This is a genomic window from Mycobacteriales bacterium (genome assembly GCA_030697205.1).
Lineage (GTDB): Bacteria > Actinomycetota > Actinomycetes > Mycobacteriales > SCTD01 > JAUYQP01.
The window spans coordinates 1-17393 of the sequence record JAUYQP010000053.1 but is presented as its reverse complement, the minus strand read 5'-3'; the positions used below and the strand labels follow the sequence as shown (position 1 = coordinate 17393).

General features: G+C 72.2%; 13 protein-coding genes. 3 read left to right on the top strand and 10 right to left on the bottom strand.

Annotated elements, in window-relative coordinates; genetic code table 11:
- Positions 1–328: 328 nt before the first annotated feature.
- The 8 genes from Q8R60_17980 to Q8R60_17945 all read right to left on the bottom strand — a co-directional run bounded on the left by Q8R60_17980 (position 329) and on the right by Q8R60_17945 (position 11122).
- Complete coding sequence (locus Q8R60_17980) at positions 329–832, bottom strand: hypothetical protein (GenBank protein ID MDP3714365.1); 504 nt, start codon at positions 830–832, stop codon at positions 329–331.
- Complete coding sequence (locus tag Q8R60_17975; protein ID MDP3714364.1) at positions 829–3894, bottom strand: MMPL family transporter; 3066 nt, start codon at positions 3892–3894, stop codon at positions 829–831. The genes Q8R60_17980 and Q8R60_17975 overlap by 4 nt, the downstream gene beginning before the upstream one ends.
- A gap of 490 nt (positions 3895–4384) precedes the next feature.
- A complete protein-coding gene (locus Q8R60_17970; GenBank protein ID MDP3714363.1) occupies positions 4385–4840 on the bottom strand; it encodes a hypothetical protein in 456 nt (151 codons plus the stop codon).
- Positions 4837–5577 carry a lysophospholipid acyltransferase family protein gene (locus tag Q8R60_17965; protein MDP3714362.1) on the bottom strand — a complete coding sequence of 247 codons (741 nt, stop codon included), beginning with the start codon at positions 5575–5577 and terminating at the stop codon, positions 4837–4839. Before Q8R60_17965 ends, Q8R60_17970 begins: the two co-directional genes overlap by 4 nt.
- On the bottom strand, positions 5562–6608 hold the full coding sequence (locus Q8R60_17960) for an MBL fold metallo-hydrolase (protein ID MDP3714361.1): 1047 nt from the start codon (positions 6606–6608) through the stop codon (positions 5562–5564). Before Q8R60_17960 ends, Q8R60_17965 begins: the two co-directional genes overlap by 16 nt.
- The gene (locus tag Q8R60_17955; protein ID MDP3714360.1) at positions 6605–7780 is read right to left on the bottom strand and encodes an acyl-CoA dehydrogenase family protein; all 1176 of its coding nucleotides are present in this window, start codon (positions 7778–7780) and stop codon (positions 6605–6607) included. The genes Q8R60_17960 and Q8R60_17955 overlap by 4 nt, the downstream gene beginning before the upstream one ends.
- A 20-nt stretch (positions 7781–7800) precedes the next feature.
- Positions 7801–9348, bottom strand: a complete 1548-nt coding sequence (locus tag Q8R60_17950; protein ID MDP3714359.1) for a long-chain fatty acid--CoA ligase — start codon at positions 9346–9348, stop codon at positions 7801–7803.
- 4 nt (positions 9349–9352) lie between these two features.
- Complete coding sequence (locus tag Q8R60_17945; GenBank protein MDP3714358.1) at positions 9353–11122, bottom strand: AMP-binding protein; 1770 nt, start codon at positions 11120–11122, stop codon at positions 9353–9355.
- A gap of 158 nt (positions 11123–11280) precedes the next feature.
- On the opposite strand from Q8R60_17945, the gene Q8R60_17940 reads away from it, so the two are divergent.
- The 3 genes from Q8R60_17940 to Q8R60_17930 are packed head-to-tail and all read left to right on the top strand — an operon-like array spanning position 11281 to position 15831.
- On the top strand, positions 11281–12426 hold the full coding sequence (locus Q8R60_17940; GenBank protein ID MDP3714357.1) for an acyl-CoA dehydrogenase family protein: 1146 nt from the start codon (positions 11281–11283) through the stop codon (positions 12424–12426).
- A gap of 10 nt (positions 12427–12436) precedes the next feature.
- Positions 12437–13648 (top strand): acetyl-CoA C-acetyltransferase, encoded by a 1212-nt coding sequence (locus Q8R60_17935; protein ID MDP3714356.1) that lies wholly within the window; start codon positions 12437–12439, stop codon positions 13646–13648.
- A complete protein-coding gene (locus Q8R60_17930) occupies positions 13645–15831 on the top strand; it encodes a 3-hydroxyacyl-CoA dehydrogenase NAD-binding domain-containing protein (GenBank protein MDP3714355.1) in 2187 nt (728 codons plus the stop codon). Before Q8R60_17935 ends, Q8R60_17930 begins: the two co-directional genes overlap by 4 nt.
- Before the next feature lie 12 nt (positions 15832–15843).
- Here Q8R60_17930 and Q8R60_17925 read toward each other — a convergent pair whose 3' ends face one another.
- Both Q8R60_17925 and Q8R60_17920 read right to left on the bottom strand, forming a co-directional pair.
- Positions 15844–16065, bottom strand: coding sequence for a hypothetical protein (locus tag Q8R60_17925; GenBank protein ID MDP3714354.1), 222 nt, complete (start codon positions 16063–16065; stop codon positions 15844–15846).
- Between the two features lie 631 nt (positions 16066–16696).
- On the bottom strand, positions 16697–17245 hold the full coding sequence (locus Q8R60_17920) for an RNA polymerase sigma factor (GenBank protein ID MDP3714353.1): 549 nt from the start codon (positions 17243–17245) through the stop codon (positions 16697–16699).
- Positions 17246–17393: the final 148 nt, after the last annotated feature.

Here is a 17393-nt window from a genome sequence, read left to right as displayed (position 1 = left end):
GTCGTCCCACGGCACATCGATGAACGCGTCGAAATGCCGGTCGACCGAAGCCTGGGACAGCTGGCGCAGCACCTCTTCGTACTCGGCCCGGGTGCGGGTCACGACGGGGGCCGCCACTCCAGCGGTGGCAGTGCGGGCGAGGGCGAGGCGGGACATGAAGGTCCTCCACAGGTCGTCATGCGCAGAAAGCGATGTCGGTTACTCCCGTATTGTGGTACCCCCGCAACCGTGACGTCAACCTATGACACGTCGAAAAGCGGAGTCCGCATCGCCGGGGGAGCAGGTAGCCACCCGTCGGCGGCGGGGCCAGCTGCTCGCGTGCCGGACCTCAGGAAGGGCGCCCGTCGCGGTCGGCGCGCCGCCGAGCCAGCCGTGTTACGCCGGGGAGCGCCGACAGCTCCTCGGCGACCGCGTCGACCCGGGCCAGCAGCGACTCCAGTCCTGCGCGCACGACCGTCACGTCGTGCTGGGTCGCCGCGAGGCCGGCCAGTGCCGGCAGGACGTCCTGCTGCAGCTGCCGCACGATCCCCGGCAGGGCGGTGTCGACCTCACGCAGCACACCCGCAGCCAACGCCAGCACCTCGTCGGCGTCGTCGAGCAGCTGCCAGATCCGCGCGGGAAGTCGCGCGGTCAACACGACCGGTCCCGCCACCAGCCGCAGCAGCTCTTCGGGCCGGCCGCGCGACAGCAGCTGCATCGCGCCCCATGCCGGCCCGAGGGCCACCCCGCCCGTTCGCCGCAGGGTGGCCGCGGCCGTGGTCCCTGTGCCCGTGCGGGTGGCGGGAGTCCTGCCAGCTGATGCCGGGCCGGGGCTGTGTGCGTCCAGCCTCACGGGGCCCAGCCGCGGACCGTCGCCAGCGGCCGGCGGAAGGCGCCGCCCAGCGTGGCCGCGACGGCGCCCGGCCGAGGCAGCCGGAGGTCACCCGGCCACCAGTTGTGCCGTCCGAGCAGGGCGGCGACGGCGGGCACCAGCAGGGTGCGCACCAGGAAGGTGTCGAGCAGCAGCCCGGCCGCGATGGCGAAGCCGTTCTGCGCGAGCGCGTCGATGCCGGTGAACAGCATGGCCACGAAGCTGCCGGCGAAGATGACGCCGGCAGCGGTGATCACTCCGCCGGTGTGTGCCACCGCGCGGGCGATGCCGGCGCGATCGGCCAGCGGCGCCTCTTCCCGGATGCGGGAGACCAGCAGGATGTTGTAGTCGACGCCGACCGCCACCAGCAGGACGAACGACAGCACCGGGACCGTCCAGTCCACCGTCTGTCCGAGCAGGCCCTGCCACACGAGCACGGTCAGGCCGAGCGCGGCCGCGTAGTTCAGCATCACCGTCGCCAGCAGGTACACCGGCGCGACCAGGCTGCGCAGGAGCAGGACGAGGGTCAGGAACACGACCGACAGGACCGAGACGAGCATCAGCGCGAGGTCGTCGCCGGCCAGGCCGCGCAGGTCCCGCGTCGCGGCGGCCGGGCCGGTGGCCAGGACCTCCGTCCCGGACAGCGGACCCGCACGTAGCGCTCCCGCAGCCGCGTCCTGCGCCCCGGCCAGCCGGTTCTCCGCGCCCACCTCGTCCGTGGCCTCGCCGTACACCAGCAGGCGCGCGGTGCGGCCGTCCTGAGACAGGTAGAAGTCCCGGGCCAGCGCGAAGCGCTCGTCCTGGAACGCCGCCGGCGGGAGGTAGAACGCGTCCACACCGGCCGCAGACGCCCTGTCAGCCGTCTGCTGCAGCGCACCGGCCGCCTTGTCCAGGCCGCTCTGCAGCTCGCCGGTGGCGTCCGCCACCTGCCCCACACCGGGCTCGAGCCGGCCCGCTCCCTGCGCCAGGGCCCTGGAGCCGCTCACCAGCGCGTCCAGCTCGCTGGCGAACTGCTGCCCGCCGTCGGCCGCCTTGCCGACGCCGTCGCCCAACTGGTCCAGGCCCGACCCCAGCGTGCCCAGGCCCGCGCGCAGCCCGCCGGCTCCGGCGGCCAGCTGCGAGGCGCCGTCCGCGGCCGTGCCCAGCGCCGGCAGCAGCTGGTCGCGCTCACCCAGATAGATCTTCCGAAGCCCCTCGCGGGCCTGGCGGCAGACCGGGTCGGCCGTGCACAGCGGGTCGTCGTCGAGCGCGGCCAGGATGTCGCCGAGCCCCTCGACGGCGGGACGGGTCCGCTCGCGCAGGGTTCGCAACCCGCTCGCCAGCTCCTCGGAGCCGGCGGTGAGGCGGCCGGCGCCCTCCTCCGCCGCGCCGGCACCCTCCTGCAGACGGGTCACGCCGTCGCGGGCCCGTCCCAGCCCGCGGGCGAGCTCGCCGGCGGCCTCGTCCGCCTGCACTGCCCCCTCCGAGACGCGCCGGGCACCGTCGGCGAGCGCGTCGGCGCCGTCCCGGAGCCGCTCCACCCCACCTGCGCCGCCGGCAAGTTCCTCCTCCGCCTCGCGCAGCCGGTCGCCGACCAGGCCCACTTGGCTGGGCAGCTGCGCCTCCTCGATCCGCGCGCCCTCGGGCCGGGTGACGCTGCGAACCGCCTCGACGCCCGGCACCCGAGCGACCGCCTCGGCGACCTCTTCGAGCGCCACCAGCCCCTCGGCGGTGCGCAGATCGCGGTCCGCGGCCAGGACGAGGTAGTCGGCTCGTAGCTCGTTCGAGGCGAAGTGCCGGCCGAGAGCACCCTCGCCGGCGGAGCTCTCGGAGGCGGCCGGCTGGAGCGCGCGGATGTCGTACGCCCGGTCCATCGCCGGCAGGCCCGCGGCCAGTGCCGAGAGCAGAACCAGCCCCACCATGAGCACGGCGACCGGACGCGCCACGACCAGCCGTCCCATCGAGGCCCACCAGCGGGACGGCCCGGCCTCCAGCGAGCGCGGTCCGGCCCGGAACCCCGCGATGCTCGTCAGGGCTGGGGTCAGCGTGAGGCTGACCGCCAGCGTCACCAGCACCGACACGGCGAGCGACGGCCCGGTGGTGCGGAACAGCGCCAGCTCCGTCAGCCCCATGCAGGCCGTGCCGGCAGCGACCGTTGCGGCCGAGGCAAGCAGGACGGTGCCGACCTTGGCCGCCGCGGTTCGCGTCGCCGCCAGGGGAGCGTCCCCGGCGCGCAGGCGTTCGTGGTACCGCGCCAGCAGGAAGACGCTGTAGTCCGTGCCGGCCCCCAGGACCAGCGCGGTGAGGAAGGCGGCGGTGTAGGTGGACACGGGCAGGCCCTGCTCGCCCAGCAGGGCCACCATCCCGCGGGCTGCCGCGAGCGCGATCCCGATCGTGACCAACGGGACCAGCACGGTGACCAGCCGGCGGTAGATGAGCGCGAGAAGGCCGACGATGATCAGGACGGAAAGGACGGTGACGAGGGCGATCTCGCTGTCGAGCTCCTCGTTGATGTCCACGAGCGTCGCGGGGTCACCGGTGACGAAGGACGCGACGCCGGGCGGCGCCCGGCCGGCCGACGTGCGCAGGAACTCGACGTCCTCGGCGGCCTCGGGGCTGCCCAGCGGATGCCGGATCGCGACCGGCAGGTAGGCGGCCCGCCGGTCGGGACTGATGAGGGCCTGCTCGAGGCTCGGCTGGGAGACCGCGTCCTGGACGTCGGCGACGTGCTCCGAGCCGGCCCGCAGACGCTCGGCCAGCGTCCCGTACCAGGCCAGGTCATCGGCGGTGAGAGGGCCCTCGCGGCGCTCGACCACCACGAAGGCGAAAGAGGCCGCCTCACCGCTGCCGAAGGCGTCGTCCATGACCTCGAAGCCCCGGGCGGCCGCGGTGTTCTCAGGGACGAACGCCGTGGCGTCGCGCGCGACGACGGTCTCGAGCTGGGGAACCGCCACGTTGAGCACCGCGGCGATGCCGATCCAAGCGAGAACCGTCAACCACGGACGGGCCGTGCTCAGCGCGCCGACACGGCCGAAGACCCGTTCCCCGCGCGCGCTGGCAGCCAAGGCAAGACCTTCCGACATGACAGGAATAAACGTACCGTCAACGGGCGATACGCTAGCACGGTGCTGTCTCGTGCAAGCACCAGCCGGATGTACGGACGATGACGGTGGCGGGACGCTCAGACGTCCGCAGCGGCGGCAGCAGCGGCGCGGTCACGAGGCGATCGCGCGGGCCGACCCGATCCCGTGCGCGTCAGCGCCGGGGTCCCCGGACACGGTCACCCGGACGCACACCGAGCGCCGGTCTCACAGCGCCACCCGCAACGCCGCACGACCCCGCCCGCCCGGGCGCTTCCCGGACGCCGGCGATGTCCGGGCCTGGCGGCGCATCGACGACCTGGAGCGTGATCGGGGGCAGGCAACCCGGCCGGCCCCGGGTGAAGTTCACCGATGTCGAGGAGCTCCGAGCGGCGACGTCGGACGCGGCCCTTGCGCCGCGCGGGCGACGGCTGGCGCGCCGGGCCTGACGCCAGCGATTCGGCCCGGTGCCCGCTCAACCGGCCAGGGCACGCTCTTCCGCGGCGCGCGCCAGCTCGGCCAGGAACACGTCGGCCGCGGGTTGCAGCTGCAGGTGGTGCAGTCCCTTCCCGCAGGAGATGTCGAGGCGCAGGCGTGCGCCGTGCCAGCCCTGGGGTGAGACGCGCAGGACGGCTCGGCCGGGATCAGCAGCCCGCGCCGTCCAGTGCGCTGCCGTCTCGTACGACGTGCGGAACCGGCGTGGCGGGCCTGCGCGCAGCGCGATGTCGTCGGCGCCGAACCCGGCGACCCCGGAGATCCATAGCACCGACCCGCCGTCCGTGACGGTCGCCCGCGGCCAGAGCTCGACCACGCTCACGCAGGACAGGAGCAGCGCGATCGACGCCGGCCCGGCCTGCACGTCCTGAACAGACCTGACGATGACGGCACCGCTGCAGGAGCACGGCCCGGGCCAGGCGCAGGCCTTGCTCACGCTCGTTCCTCCCCACGAGGAGCGCGAGCATCACTGTCGCTGTACTCCTGTCCGGACAAGCGCTGGATCGTTGCCATGAGCTCGTTCGTACGCTCGCGCAGGACGACCGCGTCCGGAACCCCCTGATGCGGGTCGTCGGGCCAGGCCATCGGCGGCCCGAAACGGATGACTGTGCGTCGGCGCGACAGTCGAGGCAGGACGCGACCGGCGGGCGCGACGTCGAACAGACCGACGGTGGCGCAGGGGATGACCGGCGCGCCGCTCGTGGCCGCGATCCGGACAACGCCGGTGCGCCCGCGGTGCAGCCGCCCGTCCGGCGAGCGCGTGCCCTCGGGGAAGACCCCGAGCAGCTGTCCTTCGCCGAGCAGCCGCACGGCGGTGCGTACAGCGGCTTCGCCGGCGCCGCCTCCGGAACGGTCCACGGGCACCTGGCCGCAGGCGGTGAAGAAGTAGCGCCGCAGCCGCCCCTTGAGCCCTCCGCCGGTGAAGTAGGAGCTCTTGGCCAGGAAGATGATGCGACGCCGCCGCACGACCAGCGGCAGAACCAGCCAGTCGTAGAACGATGTGTGGTTCGACGCCAGGATGACCGGGCCGCTGTCCGGGACGTGCTGCAAGCCCTCGACCCTGGGTCGCAGCGAGAGGAGCAACGGCAGCGTCAGGACGACCTTGGTGACCCAGTACAGGTAGCCGTTGCGCTGAACCGGTGCCTCGCCGCCCGCGCTCACGTCGCCGCCCACTGCCACGGCGAACCGGTCCGGCGCAGGCGGCCTCGGGACTCGAGCAAGACGAGGTGGGCGAGCGTCTCCGCGACCGCGGCGCGGCGCATGAACCCGGACACCTGGTCCCAGGGCCGCGACCAGGTGAGGGCGCCGGTGAGCTCCCAGGTCGTCCGGTCGGTGGCCACCGCGGCGATCTCCTCGAGCCTGCGCTCGTGGTGCCCGAGCAGCTGCTCGACGCGGGCGCTGATCCCGGCAAAGCGGTACTCGTGGGCGGGAAGCACCTCGTCGACGTTGGGCTCGAGCGCGGCCACCCGGGCCAGGGCCTCGACGAACTGGGCCAGCGGGTCACCGGCGGACTGCGCGTGCACCCCGACGTTGGGGGTGATCCGAGGGAGCACGTGGTCGCCGGAGAACAGCACGCGCCGGCCCGGATCGTGGAAGCACAGGTGACCGGGGGAGTGGCCGGGAGTGTGCACTGCCCGCAGGTCCCAGCCCGGCAGGGCGAGCTGCTCGCCGTCCTCGATCAACCGGTCCGGCAATACCTGCCGCACGTAGTCGATGAGTGTGAGGGAGGCCTCTGCCAGCACGCCGAGTTCTTGTTCAGGTACACCACACTCGCGCAGCAACGCATGCATCTCCTGCAGCAGCTCGGGCACCCCGGCGCCGTAGCGCGCGGGGAGCAGCGCCGCGTCGTCGGGGTGTAGGCCCAGCCACGCGCCGGAGGCTTCCCGGATGCGCCCGGCCAGCCCGTAGTGGTCGGGGTGGATGTGCGTCACCAGGACTGCCTGCACGTCCGACATGCTGCCGCCGGCCACGGCCAGCCCGGCGGTGAGCGCGCCCCATGCATCCTCGGTGTCCCATCCCGCGTCGATCAGCGCCAGCCCGTTGTCGAGCTCGAGCGCGTAGACCAGCACGTAGCGGAGTGGATTGTTCGGGATGGGGACCGGGATGGACCACAACCCCGCCTGCACCTTCTCGACCGGCGGCAGGACACGATCGGCCCAGGCCTGCTGCTGGAGCAGCCCGGTGACTTCGAACGGCCGGATCACAGGCCGATCCGCTTGCTGATGATCTCGTTCATGATCTCGTTGGTGCCGCCGCCGATGCCCAGGATCCGGGCGTCGCGGTAGTGCCGCTCCACCTCCGACTCGCGCATGTAGCCCATGCCGCCGAAGATCTGCACCGCTTCGTTCACGACGTGGTCGCAGGCGTAGACGGCGGTGTTCTTGGCCATCGACACCTCGGTGACCACGTCCTCGCCGGCCAGGTAGCGCACCATCACGGCACGGGTGTAGGTGCGGGCGACGTCGACCTGGCGGGCCATCTCGGCGAGCTTGTGGCGGATGACCTGCCGCGAGCTCAGCGGTCGGCCGAAGGTCTCCCGGTCGCGGGCCCATGCCGCGGCCAGCTCCAGGCAGCGGGCCGCTGTCGCGTAGGCCTGCACCGCGAGCCCGAGCCGTTCGCTCTGGAAGTTCTGCATGATCTGCAGGAAGCCGGTGTTCTCCGCACCGACCAGGTTGCGGGCAGGGACCCGGACGTCGGAGAAGGACAGCTCGGCGGTGTCGCTGCACCGCCAGCCCATCTTGTCCAGTCGCCGGGACACCTCGAAACCGGTCGTGCCCTTGTCGATGACCAGCAGGGAGACCCCGCCGTAGCCGGCGTCGCCGGTGCGCACGGCGGTGGTGACGAAGTCGGCCCGCACCCCGCTGGTGATGTAGGTCTTGGCGCCGTTGACGACGTAGTCGTCTCCGTCGCGCACGGCACGCGTCCGCAGGTTGGCGACGTCGGAGCCGGCCCCGGGCTCGGTGACGCCGAGCGAGCCGATGAGCTCGCCGGCCAGGGTCGGCCGCACGTAGCGGTCGACCAGCTCGGGCGAGCCGTGGGTCGCGATGTGCGGCACGGCGATGCCGTGGGTGAACAACGACGCGCACAGGCCCGTGGAGCCGCCGCCGAGCAGGATCTCCTCGGTGACGATGGCGCTGTCGATGGGGTCGCCGCCGCTGCCGCCCACCTCCTCCGGGAAGCCGACGCCGAGCAGGCCGGAGTGCGCGACCCGCGCGTGCAGCTCGCGGGGCAGCTCACCGGCCTCCTCCCACTCCGCCATGCGGGGCGCGATCTCCCGGGCGACGACGTCGCGCGCCAGGCGCCGGAGCGCCACCCGCTCCGGCGTGCTCCACGGGTCCTGGACCCCGGCGGCGGGACGGTCGTCGATCGTGGTCATGCGGCTCTCCTCGAGGCGGGTCAGCGGGTCACGGCGCTGGAGGTGCCGCCGTAGCGGGCACGCAGCTCGGTCTTGAGCACCTTGCCGGTGGCGTTGCGGGGCAGGGCGTCCACGACCTCCACCCGGGTGGGGCACTTGAAGTGCGCTAGCCGCTCGCGGGCATAGGCGATGAGCTGTTCAGGCACCACCTCGGCGCCGGGGGCGGGGGCGACGACGGCCACCGGCGTCTCGCCCCACCGCTCGTCCGGCACGCCGACGACGGCGACCTCCTGCACGGCCTCGTGGCGGTACAGCACCTGCTCGACCTCGATCGGGTAGACGTTCTCGCCACCCGAGATGATCATGTCCTTCTTGCGGTCGACGAGGGTGATGTACCCCTCCGCGTCCATCCGCCCGAGGTCGCCGGTGTGGAACCAGCCGCCGCGGAACGCCTCCGCCGTCGCCTCGGGCAGCCCCCAGTACCCGGCGAACACGTTCGGTCCGCGCACCAGCAGCTCGCCCACCTCGCCCGTCGCCACGTCGACGTCGGCCTCGTCGGCGATGCGTGCCTCGACGTGGAACATCGGCCGCCCGATCGACCCGGCCTTCTCCTTCACCCGCTCCGCGTCCAGGACGGAGACGCCCGGGGCGGTCTCGGTCATCCCGAAGCCCTCCTGGAAGGGCACGCCCATGCCCTGGAAGAACTCGATGACCGGCAGCGGGCAGGGCGCGCCGCCGGAGACGGCCAGCTCCAGCGCCGACAGGTCGTGGCTGGCGAAATCCGGAACCGCCATGAGGGCCGCCCACATCGCGGGGACCATGAACTGCACCGTCGCGCGCTCGCGAGCCATCGTCGCGAGCGTCTGCGCGGGGTCGAAGGAAGGCAGGATCACGTTGCGGCCGCCGATGTAGAGCAGCGGCAGCGTGTGCACGCCGAGCCCCCCGATGTGGAACATGGGGGCGACGGTCACCGTGACGTCGCCCGCGCCCAGCCCGCGCCCGAACGACAGGGCGTTGACGACGTTCCACAGGTGGTTGTCGTGGGTGAGCATCGCCCCCTTCGGTCGGCCGGTGGTGCCGGAGGTGTACATCAGGCAGGAGAGGTCACTGCCGGCGACATCGCTGCCCAGCGCCCGCGCCTCGCCGGTGCCGAGCAGCTCCTCGAAGGCGAGCTCACCGTCCTCGGCCGCACCGTCGGCCAGGACGCGGTGCCGCACTCGCACGCCCTCCTCGGCCAGGGCGGCCCGCCCGACCGCGGCCAGCGGCCCGGAGCAGACGAAGACGTCGGCCCCGGAGTCGGCCAGCAGGTAGCCCACCTCCGGCGGGGTCAGCCGCAGGTTCATCGGGACGAAGACGGCCCCGAGCTTGGCGGTGGCCAGCATCGTCTCGAGGAAGGCCGGGCTGTTGAGCAGCAGCGCGCCGACCCGGTCGCCCTTGCGCACGCCGAGCCCGCGCAGGGCGCGCGCCAGCTGGTCGGTGCGCCGGTCCAGCTCGGCGTAGGTGACGCGCCGCTCGCCGAAGACCAGCGCCGTGACGTCGCCGGACAGGTGCGCGCGCTTGGTGACCCAGCTGCCGATGCCGCGGTCCACGGGGTCAGCCCCCGACCGGCGCGGACGCTGGCGCGCCGGTACGGCCAGCGGGCGCCGCTGGCGCGAGCCGCTCACGCAGCTCCCGCTTGAGCACCTTGCCCGCAGCGGAGACCGGGATCGCGTCCACGAACTCCACTCGGCGCACCCGCTTGTACGGCGTCACGCGCTCGCTGACGTGCGCGATCAGCTCCTCGGCCGTGACCTCGCTGCCCGGCGCCCGGACGACGAAGGCGACCGGCAGCTCGCCGGCGGCGGCGTCCTGCTGGCCGACGACCGCGCAGCTCAGCACGCCGGGGTGCGCGAACAGCAGCTCCTCCAGCTCGCGCGGGTACACGTTGTAGCCCTTGTAGAGCAGCATGTCCTTCTTGCGGTCCACGATCGACAGGTAGCCGTCCTCGTCGAGCACGCCGACGTCGCCGGTGCGTAGCCAGCCCTCGACCAGCATCTCGGCAGTGGCGTCCGGCCGGTTGTGGTAGCCGCGCATGACCTGCGGGCCGCGCAGGCAGACCTCGCCGGGCTCGCCCGCCGGGAGCTCGCGCAGCTCGACCTCGTCGGCGGCCACGACCATGACCTCGGTGTCCGGGACCGGCAGGCCGACGCTGCCGGTCCTGCGCTGCTGGGACCGGCCGGACGGGTTGCTGACCGCCCCCATCGTCACCTCGGTGAGCCCGTAGCCCTCCCCGATGACGGCATCGGGGAACACCTCGGCCAGCTGGTCCAGCAGCTCCACGGCCAGCGGTGCGGCGCCCGAGGCCAGCGCGCGGACACTGCTCAGGTCGGCCTCGCGCAGCCCCGGGACCTGCAGCAGGGCGTGGAAGACCGGCGGGGCGCCGCCGATGCTCGTCACCCGGTAGCGCTGGGCGTCGGCGACGTAGGCGGCGGGGTCGAAGCGCTGGTGGATGACGGTGGTCGTGCCGCTCAGCACCGGGAAGTTGAGGTAGCCGACGGTGCCCATGGCGTGGAACCAGGGGGTGAGGTTGACCGCGATCCCGGTCCCGAGCCTCACCGGGAAGTCGTCGGCCAGCTCCTCCAGCTGCCGGAGCGTGAGGTCGCCGGCCTCGTCGAGGGCCGGCACGGACCCCGTTCCCCAGCAGGCGAACTGCAGGGTGTTGACCACGACGTTGCGGTGCGGCAGTTCGACACCCTTCGAGCGCCCGGTGGTGCCGCCGGTGTAGGCCAGGTGAGCGAGCCGCTCCACCGGGTCGACCTCCACGGCCGGGTCGTCCGTCGGCGCTTCAGCGAGCGCCGCCAGCAGGTCCTCCCATCCGCCGGGCAAGGCGGCGAGGTCGACCCGCGCTGCGGCGTCGGCCTCCTGTGCCGCGTCGGTCACCAGCACCGTGCGCACCTGCGTGCGGTCCAGCACCGAGGCGAGCAAGGGCGCCACGGGGCCGTAGGTGACGACCGCAGCGGCCGCGCAGTCGGCCAGCTGGTGGGCCAAGTCGTCCGGGGGGAGCAGGGGGTTGGTGGGGGAGAAGGTGGCGCCGGCCATCAGCACGCCGTAGTAGACCGCCGGGTACTGAAGGCAGTTCGGCAGATGCACGGCCACGACGTCGCCCGGCGCGATGCCCCGTGCCGTCAGCGCGTTGGCCGTCCGGCAGGCATCGGCAAGGACCTGTGCATAGGTCAGGCTGCGCTCGCCCTGCACGAACGCCGTGCGGTCGCCGTAGCGCCGCGCCGCGCCGCGCAGGATCGACGGGACCGCCACCGGCGGGTAGTCCAGCGAGCGCGGGATGCCCGCGGGCCACGCGGTGGAGGTGGCGGACGACGACGGCATGCAGGCTCCTCTGTGAGGCGGGTCACGAGCCAACCACGAGCACGCCGTGCGTGCAACGAACATGCCGTCTTGACTGTTTGTGCTGACGAAGGCAGGCTGCACACGCGCCCGGCCTCCTGCGGGTGCCACCTGCCTGAGTGCCGATCGAGGGGATCCCTGTGCGCAAGATGCTGTACGAGCCCGACCACGAGGCGTTCCGGGCCTCGGTCCGCTCGTTCGTCGAGAAGGAGGTCGTCCCGCACCACCCCGGCTGGGAGAAGGCCGGCCTGGTCGACCGCTCCCTGTGGACCGAGGCCGGCAAGCAGGGGTTCCTCGGCATGGACGTCCCCGAGCAGTACGGCGGCGGCGGCGTGAAGGACTTCCGCTACAACGCGATCCTGGACGAGGAGATCGTCCGCGTCGGCGCAAGCGGGGTCGGTTGGGGTCTGCACAACGACGTCGTCGCGCCGTACCTGCTGGAGCTGGCCACCGAGGAGCAGAAGCAGCGCTGGCTCCCCGGCTTCTGCAGCGGCGAGCTGATCACGGCGATCGCGATGAGCGAGCCGGCCGCCGGCTCGGACCTGCAAGGCATCAAGACCTACGCACGACGGGACGGCGACGACTACGTCCTGAACGGTTCCAAGACCTTCATCACCAACGGCATCAACGCCGACCTCGTCCTGGTCGTGGCCCGGACGAACCTCGACACCAAGGCCAGCTCGGGAACCTCGCTGCTGGTCGTCGAGCGGGGGATGCCGGGCTTCGAACGCGGCCGCAACCTGGAGAAGGTCGGCCTGAAGGCGCAGGACACCTCCGAGCTCTTCTTCAACGACGTCCGCGTTCCGGCGAACAACCTGCTCGGCCAGGAGAACGCCGGCTTCCTCCACCTGATGCAGATGCTGCCGCAGGAGCGGCTCTCGATCGCCGTCGTCGCGGTGGCGGCCAGCCGGTTCGTCTTCGATCTCACGCTGGACTACTGCAAGCAGCGGCAGGCCTTCGGCAAGCCGATCGGCTCCTTCCAGCACAACCGCTTCGTGCTGGCGGAGATGGCCACCGAGATCGAGATCGCCGAGACCTACCTGGAGAAGGCGATCCTCGAGCACAACGCGGGCCGCTTCACGGTGCAGGACGCGGCGATGAGCAAGTGGTGGACGACCGAGCTGCAGAAGCGCGTCGTCGACCAGTGCGTGCAGCTGCACGGCGGCTACGGCTACATGCTCGAGTACCCGGTGGCCAAGGCCTACCTGGATGCGCGCATCCAGACCATCTACGGCGGGACGACCGAGGTCATGAAGGAGATCATCGGTCGCTCCCTCGGCGTCTGAGAGGACGAGCATGAGCGAGGCGTTCCTGTACGACGCGGTCCGTACCCCGCGCGGCAAGGGCAAGAGCGGTGGCGGGCTGCACTCGGTCAAGCCGGTGTCGCTGGTGGTCGGGCTGGTGGACGCGCTTCGGCGTCGGCACCCGGACCTGGACCCGGCCGGCATCGACGACGTCGTGCTCGGCGTCGTCTCACCGGTGGGTGAGCAGGGCTCGGACATCGCCAAGACCGCCGCGCTGGCGGCCGGGCTGCCCGACACGGTGGCGGGCGTCCAGCTGAACCGGTTCTGCGCCAGCGGCCTCGAGGCGGTCAACATGGCCGCACAGAAGGTGCGCAGCGGCTGGGAGGACCTCGTGCTCGCCGGCGGCGTCGAGTCGATGTCGCACGTGCCGATGGGCAGCGACCGCGGCGCCTGGGCGATGGACCCCGAGACCGCCTACGGGACCGGCTTCGTCCCGCAGGGCATCGGCGCCGACCTCATCGCCACGCTCGAGGGCTGGAGCCGCGAGGACGTCGACGCCTACGCCGTGGAGTCGCAGGCGCGGGCCGCCAAGGCCTGGGCGAACGGGTACTTCGAACGCTCCGTCGTTCCGGTCGTCGACCTCAACGGCACCGTGCTGCTCGACACCGACGAGCTGGTGCGCCCCGGTACGACGATGGACACCCTGGGTGCGCTGCCGGCTGCCTTCTCCGGGATCGGCGACCTCGGCGGCTTCGACGCCGTCGCGCTGCAGAAGTACCACTGGGTCGAACAGATCGAGCACGTGCACACCGCCGGCAACTCCTCCGGAATCGTCGACGGGGCCGCGCTGGTCGTCATCGGCTCAGAGCAGGCCGGGCGCCGGCACGGCCTGACCCCCCGCGCCCGCGTCGTGGCCACCGCGCTGTCCGGCGCCGACCCGACGATCATGCTGACCGGCCCGGCGCCCGCGGCCCGCAAGGCGCTGGACAAGGCCGGGCTGACGGTCGGCGACATCGACCTGGTCGAGCTCAACGAGGCGTTCGCGGCCGTGGTCATGCGCTTCATGAAGGACACCGGCTTCGCGCACGAGCAGGTCAACGTCAACGGTGGCGCCATCGCCATGGGGCACCCGCTGGGCGCCACCGGCGCGATGATCCTCGGCACGCTGGTCGACGAGCTCGAGCGGCGCGACCTGCGCTACGGACTGGCCTCGCTCTGCGTGGGCGGCGGCATGGGAATCGCGACGATCGTGGAGCGGATGTGACGACAGTCAGCACGGGAACGAGCACGGTCAGGTACGAACGGGACGATGCGGGTGTCGTCACCCTGGTGCTGGACGACCCCGCGGCCCGGGCCAACACGATGAACGAGGCGTTCGTGCGCTCGTTCGGCGAGGTCCTGGACCGGCTGGAGGCCGCGCGGTCCGAGGGCTCCCTGCGCGGTGTCGTGCTCACCAGCGCGAAGAAGACCTTCTTCGCCGGCGGCAACCTCGACGAGCTGCTGAATGCCGACGACAGGCAGCAGATGCTGGCCTCCACGACGCACATCAAGGTCCTGATGCGCCGGCTGGAGACGCTCGGCGTCCCCGTGGTCGCGGCCATCGCGGGCAGCGCCCTGGGCGGCGGGATGGAGCTCACGCTCGCCTGCCACCACCGGGTCGTGCTCGACGACCCGTCCGTGCGGCTCGGCTTTCCCGAGGCGACGCTCGGGCTGCTGCCCGGCGCCGGGGGCGTGGTACGCACCGTGCGCATGCTCGGCCTCACGACCGCCCTGACCGAGCTGCTGCTTCAGGGCCAGCAGGTCCGGCCGGACAAGGCGCTGAAGCTCGGCCTGGTCGACGAGCTGGCGGCCGACCGCGAGGACCTGCTCGCCCGGGCACGCGCCTTCGTCGACGCGCACCCGGAGTCGGTCCAGCGGTTCGACGCCAAGGGCTGGAAGGTGCCCGGCGGCACGCCGTCCTCGCCGTCGCTGGCCGCGCTGCTGCCCAGCTTCCCGGCCAACCTGGTCAAGCAGCTCAAGGGCGCCCACTACCCGGCCCAGCACCACATCCTGTGCGCGGCAGTCGAGAGCCTCAACGTGGACCTCGACGCCGCGTTCACGATCGAGGCGCGCTACTTCGTCGACCTGGTCGTCGGTCAGACCGCCAAGAACATGGTGCAGGCGTTCTGGTTCGACCTCAACGCCGTCAACGGCGGCCGCTCCCGACCGGCGGACCTGCCGGCCTGGACCGCCACGCGCGTCGGCGTGCTGGGCGCCGGGATGATGGGCGCCGGGATCGCCTACGCCTTTGCCAAGGCCGGCGTCGACGTGGTGCTCAAGGACGTCTCGGCCGACGGGGCAGAGAAGGGCAAGGACATCTCCCGCCGACTCGTGGGCAAGGCGGTGGACAAGGGCCGCCTCTCGCAGGAGAAGGCCGACGCGCTGCTCGCCCGCATCACCCCGACCGCCGACGCCGCAGATCTCGCCGGCTGCGACCTCGTGGTCGAGGCGGTCTTCGAGGACGTCGCACTCAAGCACCGGGTGATGGCTGAGGCGGAGGCTGTGGTCGCCGCTGATGCGCTGCTGGCCAGCAACACCTCCACCCTCCCGATCACGGACCTGGCCTGCGGTGTGTCGCGGCCCGCCGACGTCGTGGGGATGCACTTCTTCTCGCCGGTGGACAAGATGCCCCTGGTCGAGCTCATCGTGGGCGAGCAGACATCTCCTGCCGCCCTGGCCCGCGCCTATGACGCCGTCCGCCAGATCGGCAAGACGCCGATCGTGGTCAACGACTCGCGCGGCTTCTTCACCTCCCGGGTGTTCGGCACGTTGGTCCTGGAAGGCGCCGCGCTGCTGGGTGAGGGAATGGCCCCGACGTCTGTCGAGCGGGCCGCGTTGCAGGCCGGATTCCCCGCCGGGCCGCTCACCCTGCTGGACGAGGTCACGCTCAGCCTCCCGCTGAAGATCGAGGAGCAGGCCCGCGCGGATGCGGAGGCGGCCGGAGCCGTCCTGCCGCCGGAGCACCCCGGCCTAGGCGTCGTCCGCCGGCTGGTCGAGCGCGGCCGCACCGGCAAGGCCACCGGTCAGGGCTTCTTCGACTGGGAGCCGGACAAGCAGGTCTGGCCCGGGCTCGCGGACGAGTTCGGGCTGCGCCCCGAGGCTGTCCCGTTCACCGACGCGCAGGAGCGGATGCTCTTCGCGATGGCTGTCGAGACGGCCCGCTGCGTGGAGGAGGGCGTGCTCGCCTCCGTTGCCGACGCCAACATCGGTTCGATCATGGGGATCGGGTTCCCGCCGCTCTATGGCGGCGTGCTGCAGTACGTCGACCAGTACGACGGCGGGGTCGACGGCTTCGTGCGCCGGGCGGAGGAGCTGGCCGACGTGTACGGCGAACGCTTCCGACCGCCGGCGCTGCTGCGGGAGAAGGCCGTCTCGGCCGGGTCGCTGCGCGGGGCCGTCACCGGCTGACCGGGCGCCCAGCTACGACGCACCGCGCGCGTACGCCCACGACGCCCGAACCAGCCCCGCGACGACGTCGACCTCGACGTCGTCGCCGGGGGCGCAGACCATCACCGAGCCCGGCGGAATCAGCCCCCGCCGCGCCAAGGAATGGGCGCCATCCACCGTCCCGATACCAGGCAGGTGCTCGCCTTGCCGTACGTAGAGCTCCCCCAACTGGGGGAGCAGGTCGTCGCCGGCCACCGTGGTTACCCGCACGGAAGAGGAGCCGGTGGTCAAGGGCAGCTACAGCGGCGTTCCCTTCGACAGCGACGTCACCACGACCCTGCTCTGCGCGCCCTGACGTCGCGTCCGACGCGCTGCCGCCAAGGTCAGCGGACAGGGCTGGAGAAAAACGGGGTCGGCGATGACGAAGGCATCGCGGTCGGCCGCTCCAACGCCGAGGGCTCTGGACTCCAACCGCCGTTCCCGCCGTCGTTCTCACGCGGCTGAGGCGACGCGCTCTCCCGGGCGCCAGGTCGCGGATCGAAGCCGGGTTGTCCTTCTGAACTCCAAGGCCAGGTCCACGACGTCGGTGACGGCGTTGGCCACGAGCCCAGCTGCTCTCGCTGGGTGGCCGGATTCGGCGACGCGAAGGACGCGACCGGAGAAGGCTGTTGGGACGGCCGGACGATTGTCTGGTCGGGGAGCGTCGCGATGGGCACTGCGCGTGCGCTGGCAGCCTGCTGAGCGACGTGGGCTGATTGTGCCGCCGCAGTGACGGACGACGAGGGTGCGACCAGCGCGGCCACGAAGGACAGCGGTACGGCGCCAGCGACGACCGAGGTGTGAGCCACGTCTGTCAGAGCGGGAGCGTGGGTGTTGCAGAACCGCGTCAGGGCCGTCCAGCAACGCTGGGACAAGCCGCCGAGGGGGGGTGCAGGGGGGCGTCCATTGCTCGCGCACCGAGACGCATGAGGTCGGATAGCTCTGCCAGGCGGTCCACCGCTGATCTGCAGGCGCCGCAGGAGGCGAGGTGGCCGGCGAGTTGATGGCCGTGCCGAACGGGTTCGCCATCGCCGAGCGACAGCAGAGCAAGGCCGAACGCGCCGCAGCCGAGCAGCTCGCCACCAGCGCGCTGGTACTCCCGGCGCAGTGCGCCGCGGGCCCGGAACAGCAGGGTCTGCACGGCCGACCGAGATACCCCCATGGCCGTAGCAATTTCGTCGTAGGACAGGCCGAGCAACTCCCGGTGGTGCAGCACGGTCCTGAACCGCGCGGGCAGCGCCTCCCAGGCCTGGTCCAGATAGGGGTCAGAGCCGAAGGGGTCCTGGTCTTCCACCGCACTGTCCGGTGCATCGGCGACCGGTTGGGGCAGTCGGCGCCGGTGCTCATCCATGCATGCATTGCGTACGACGACGGACAACCACGGTCGGACCCGCAGGTCCCTGTTGTCTCGTGCCGGGTTTGATGGAGACCATCAAGCCACGGAGGATGACGGATGGCGGCACCACGGAAGTACCCGGATGAGCTTCGGGAGAGAGCGATCCGGCTGACGCTGGACGCGCGCAAGGATCCGGCCTCGCGGCCGG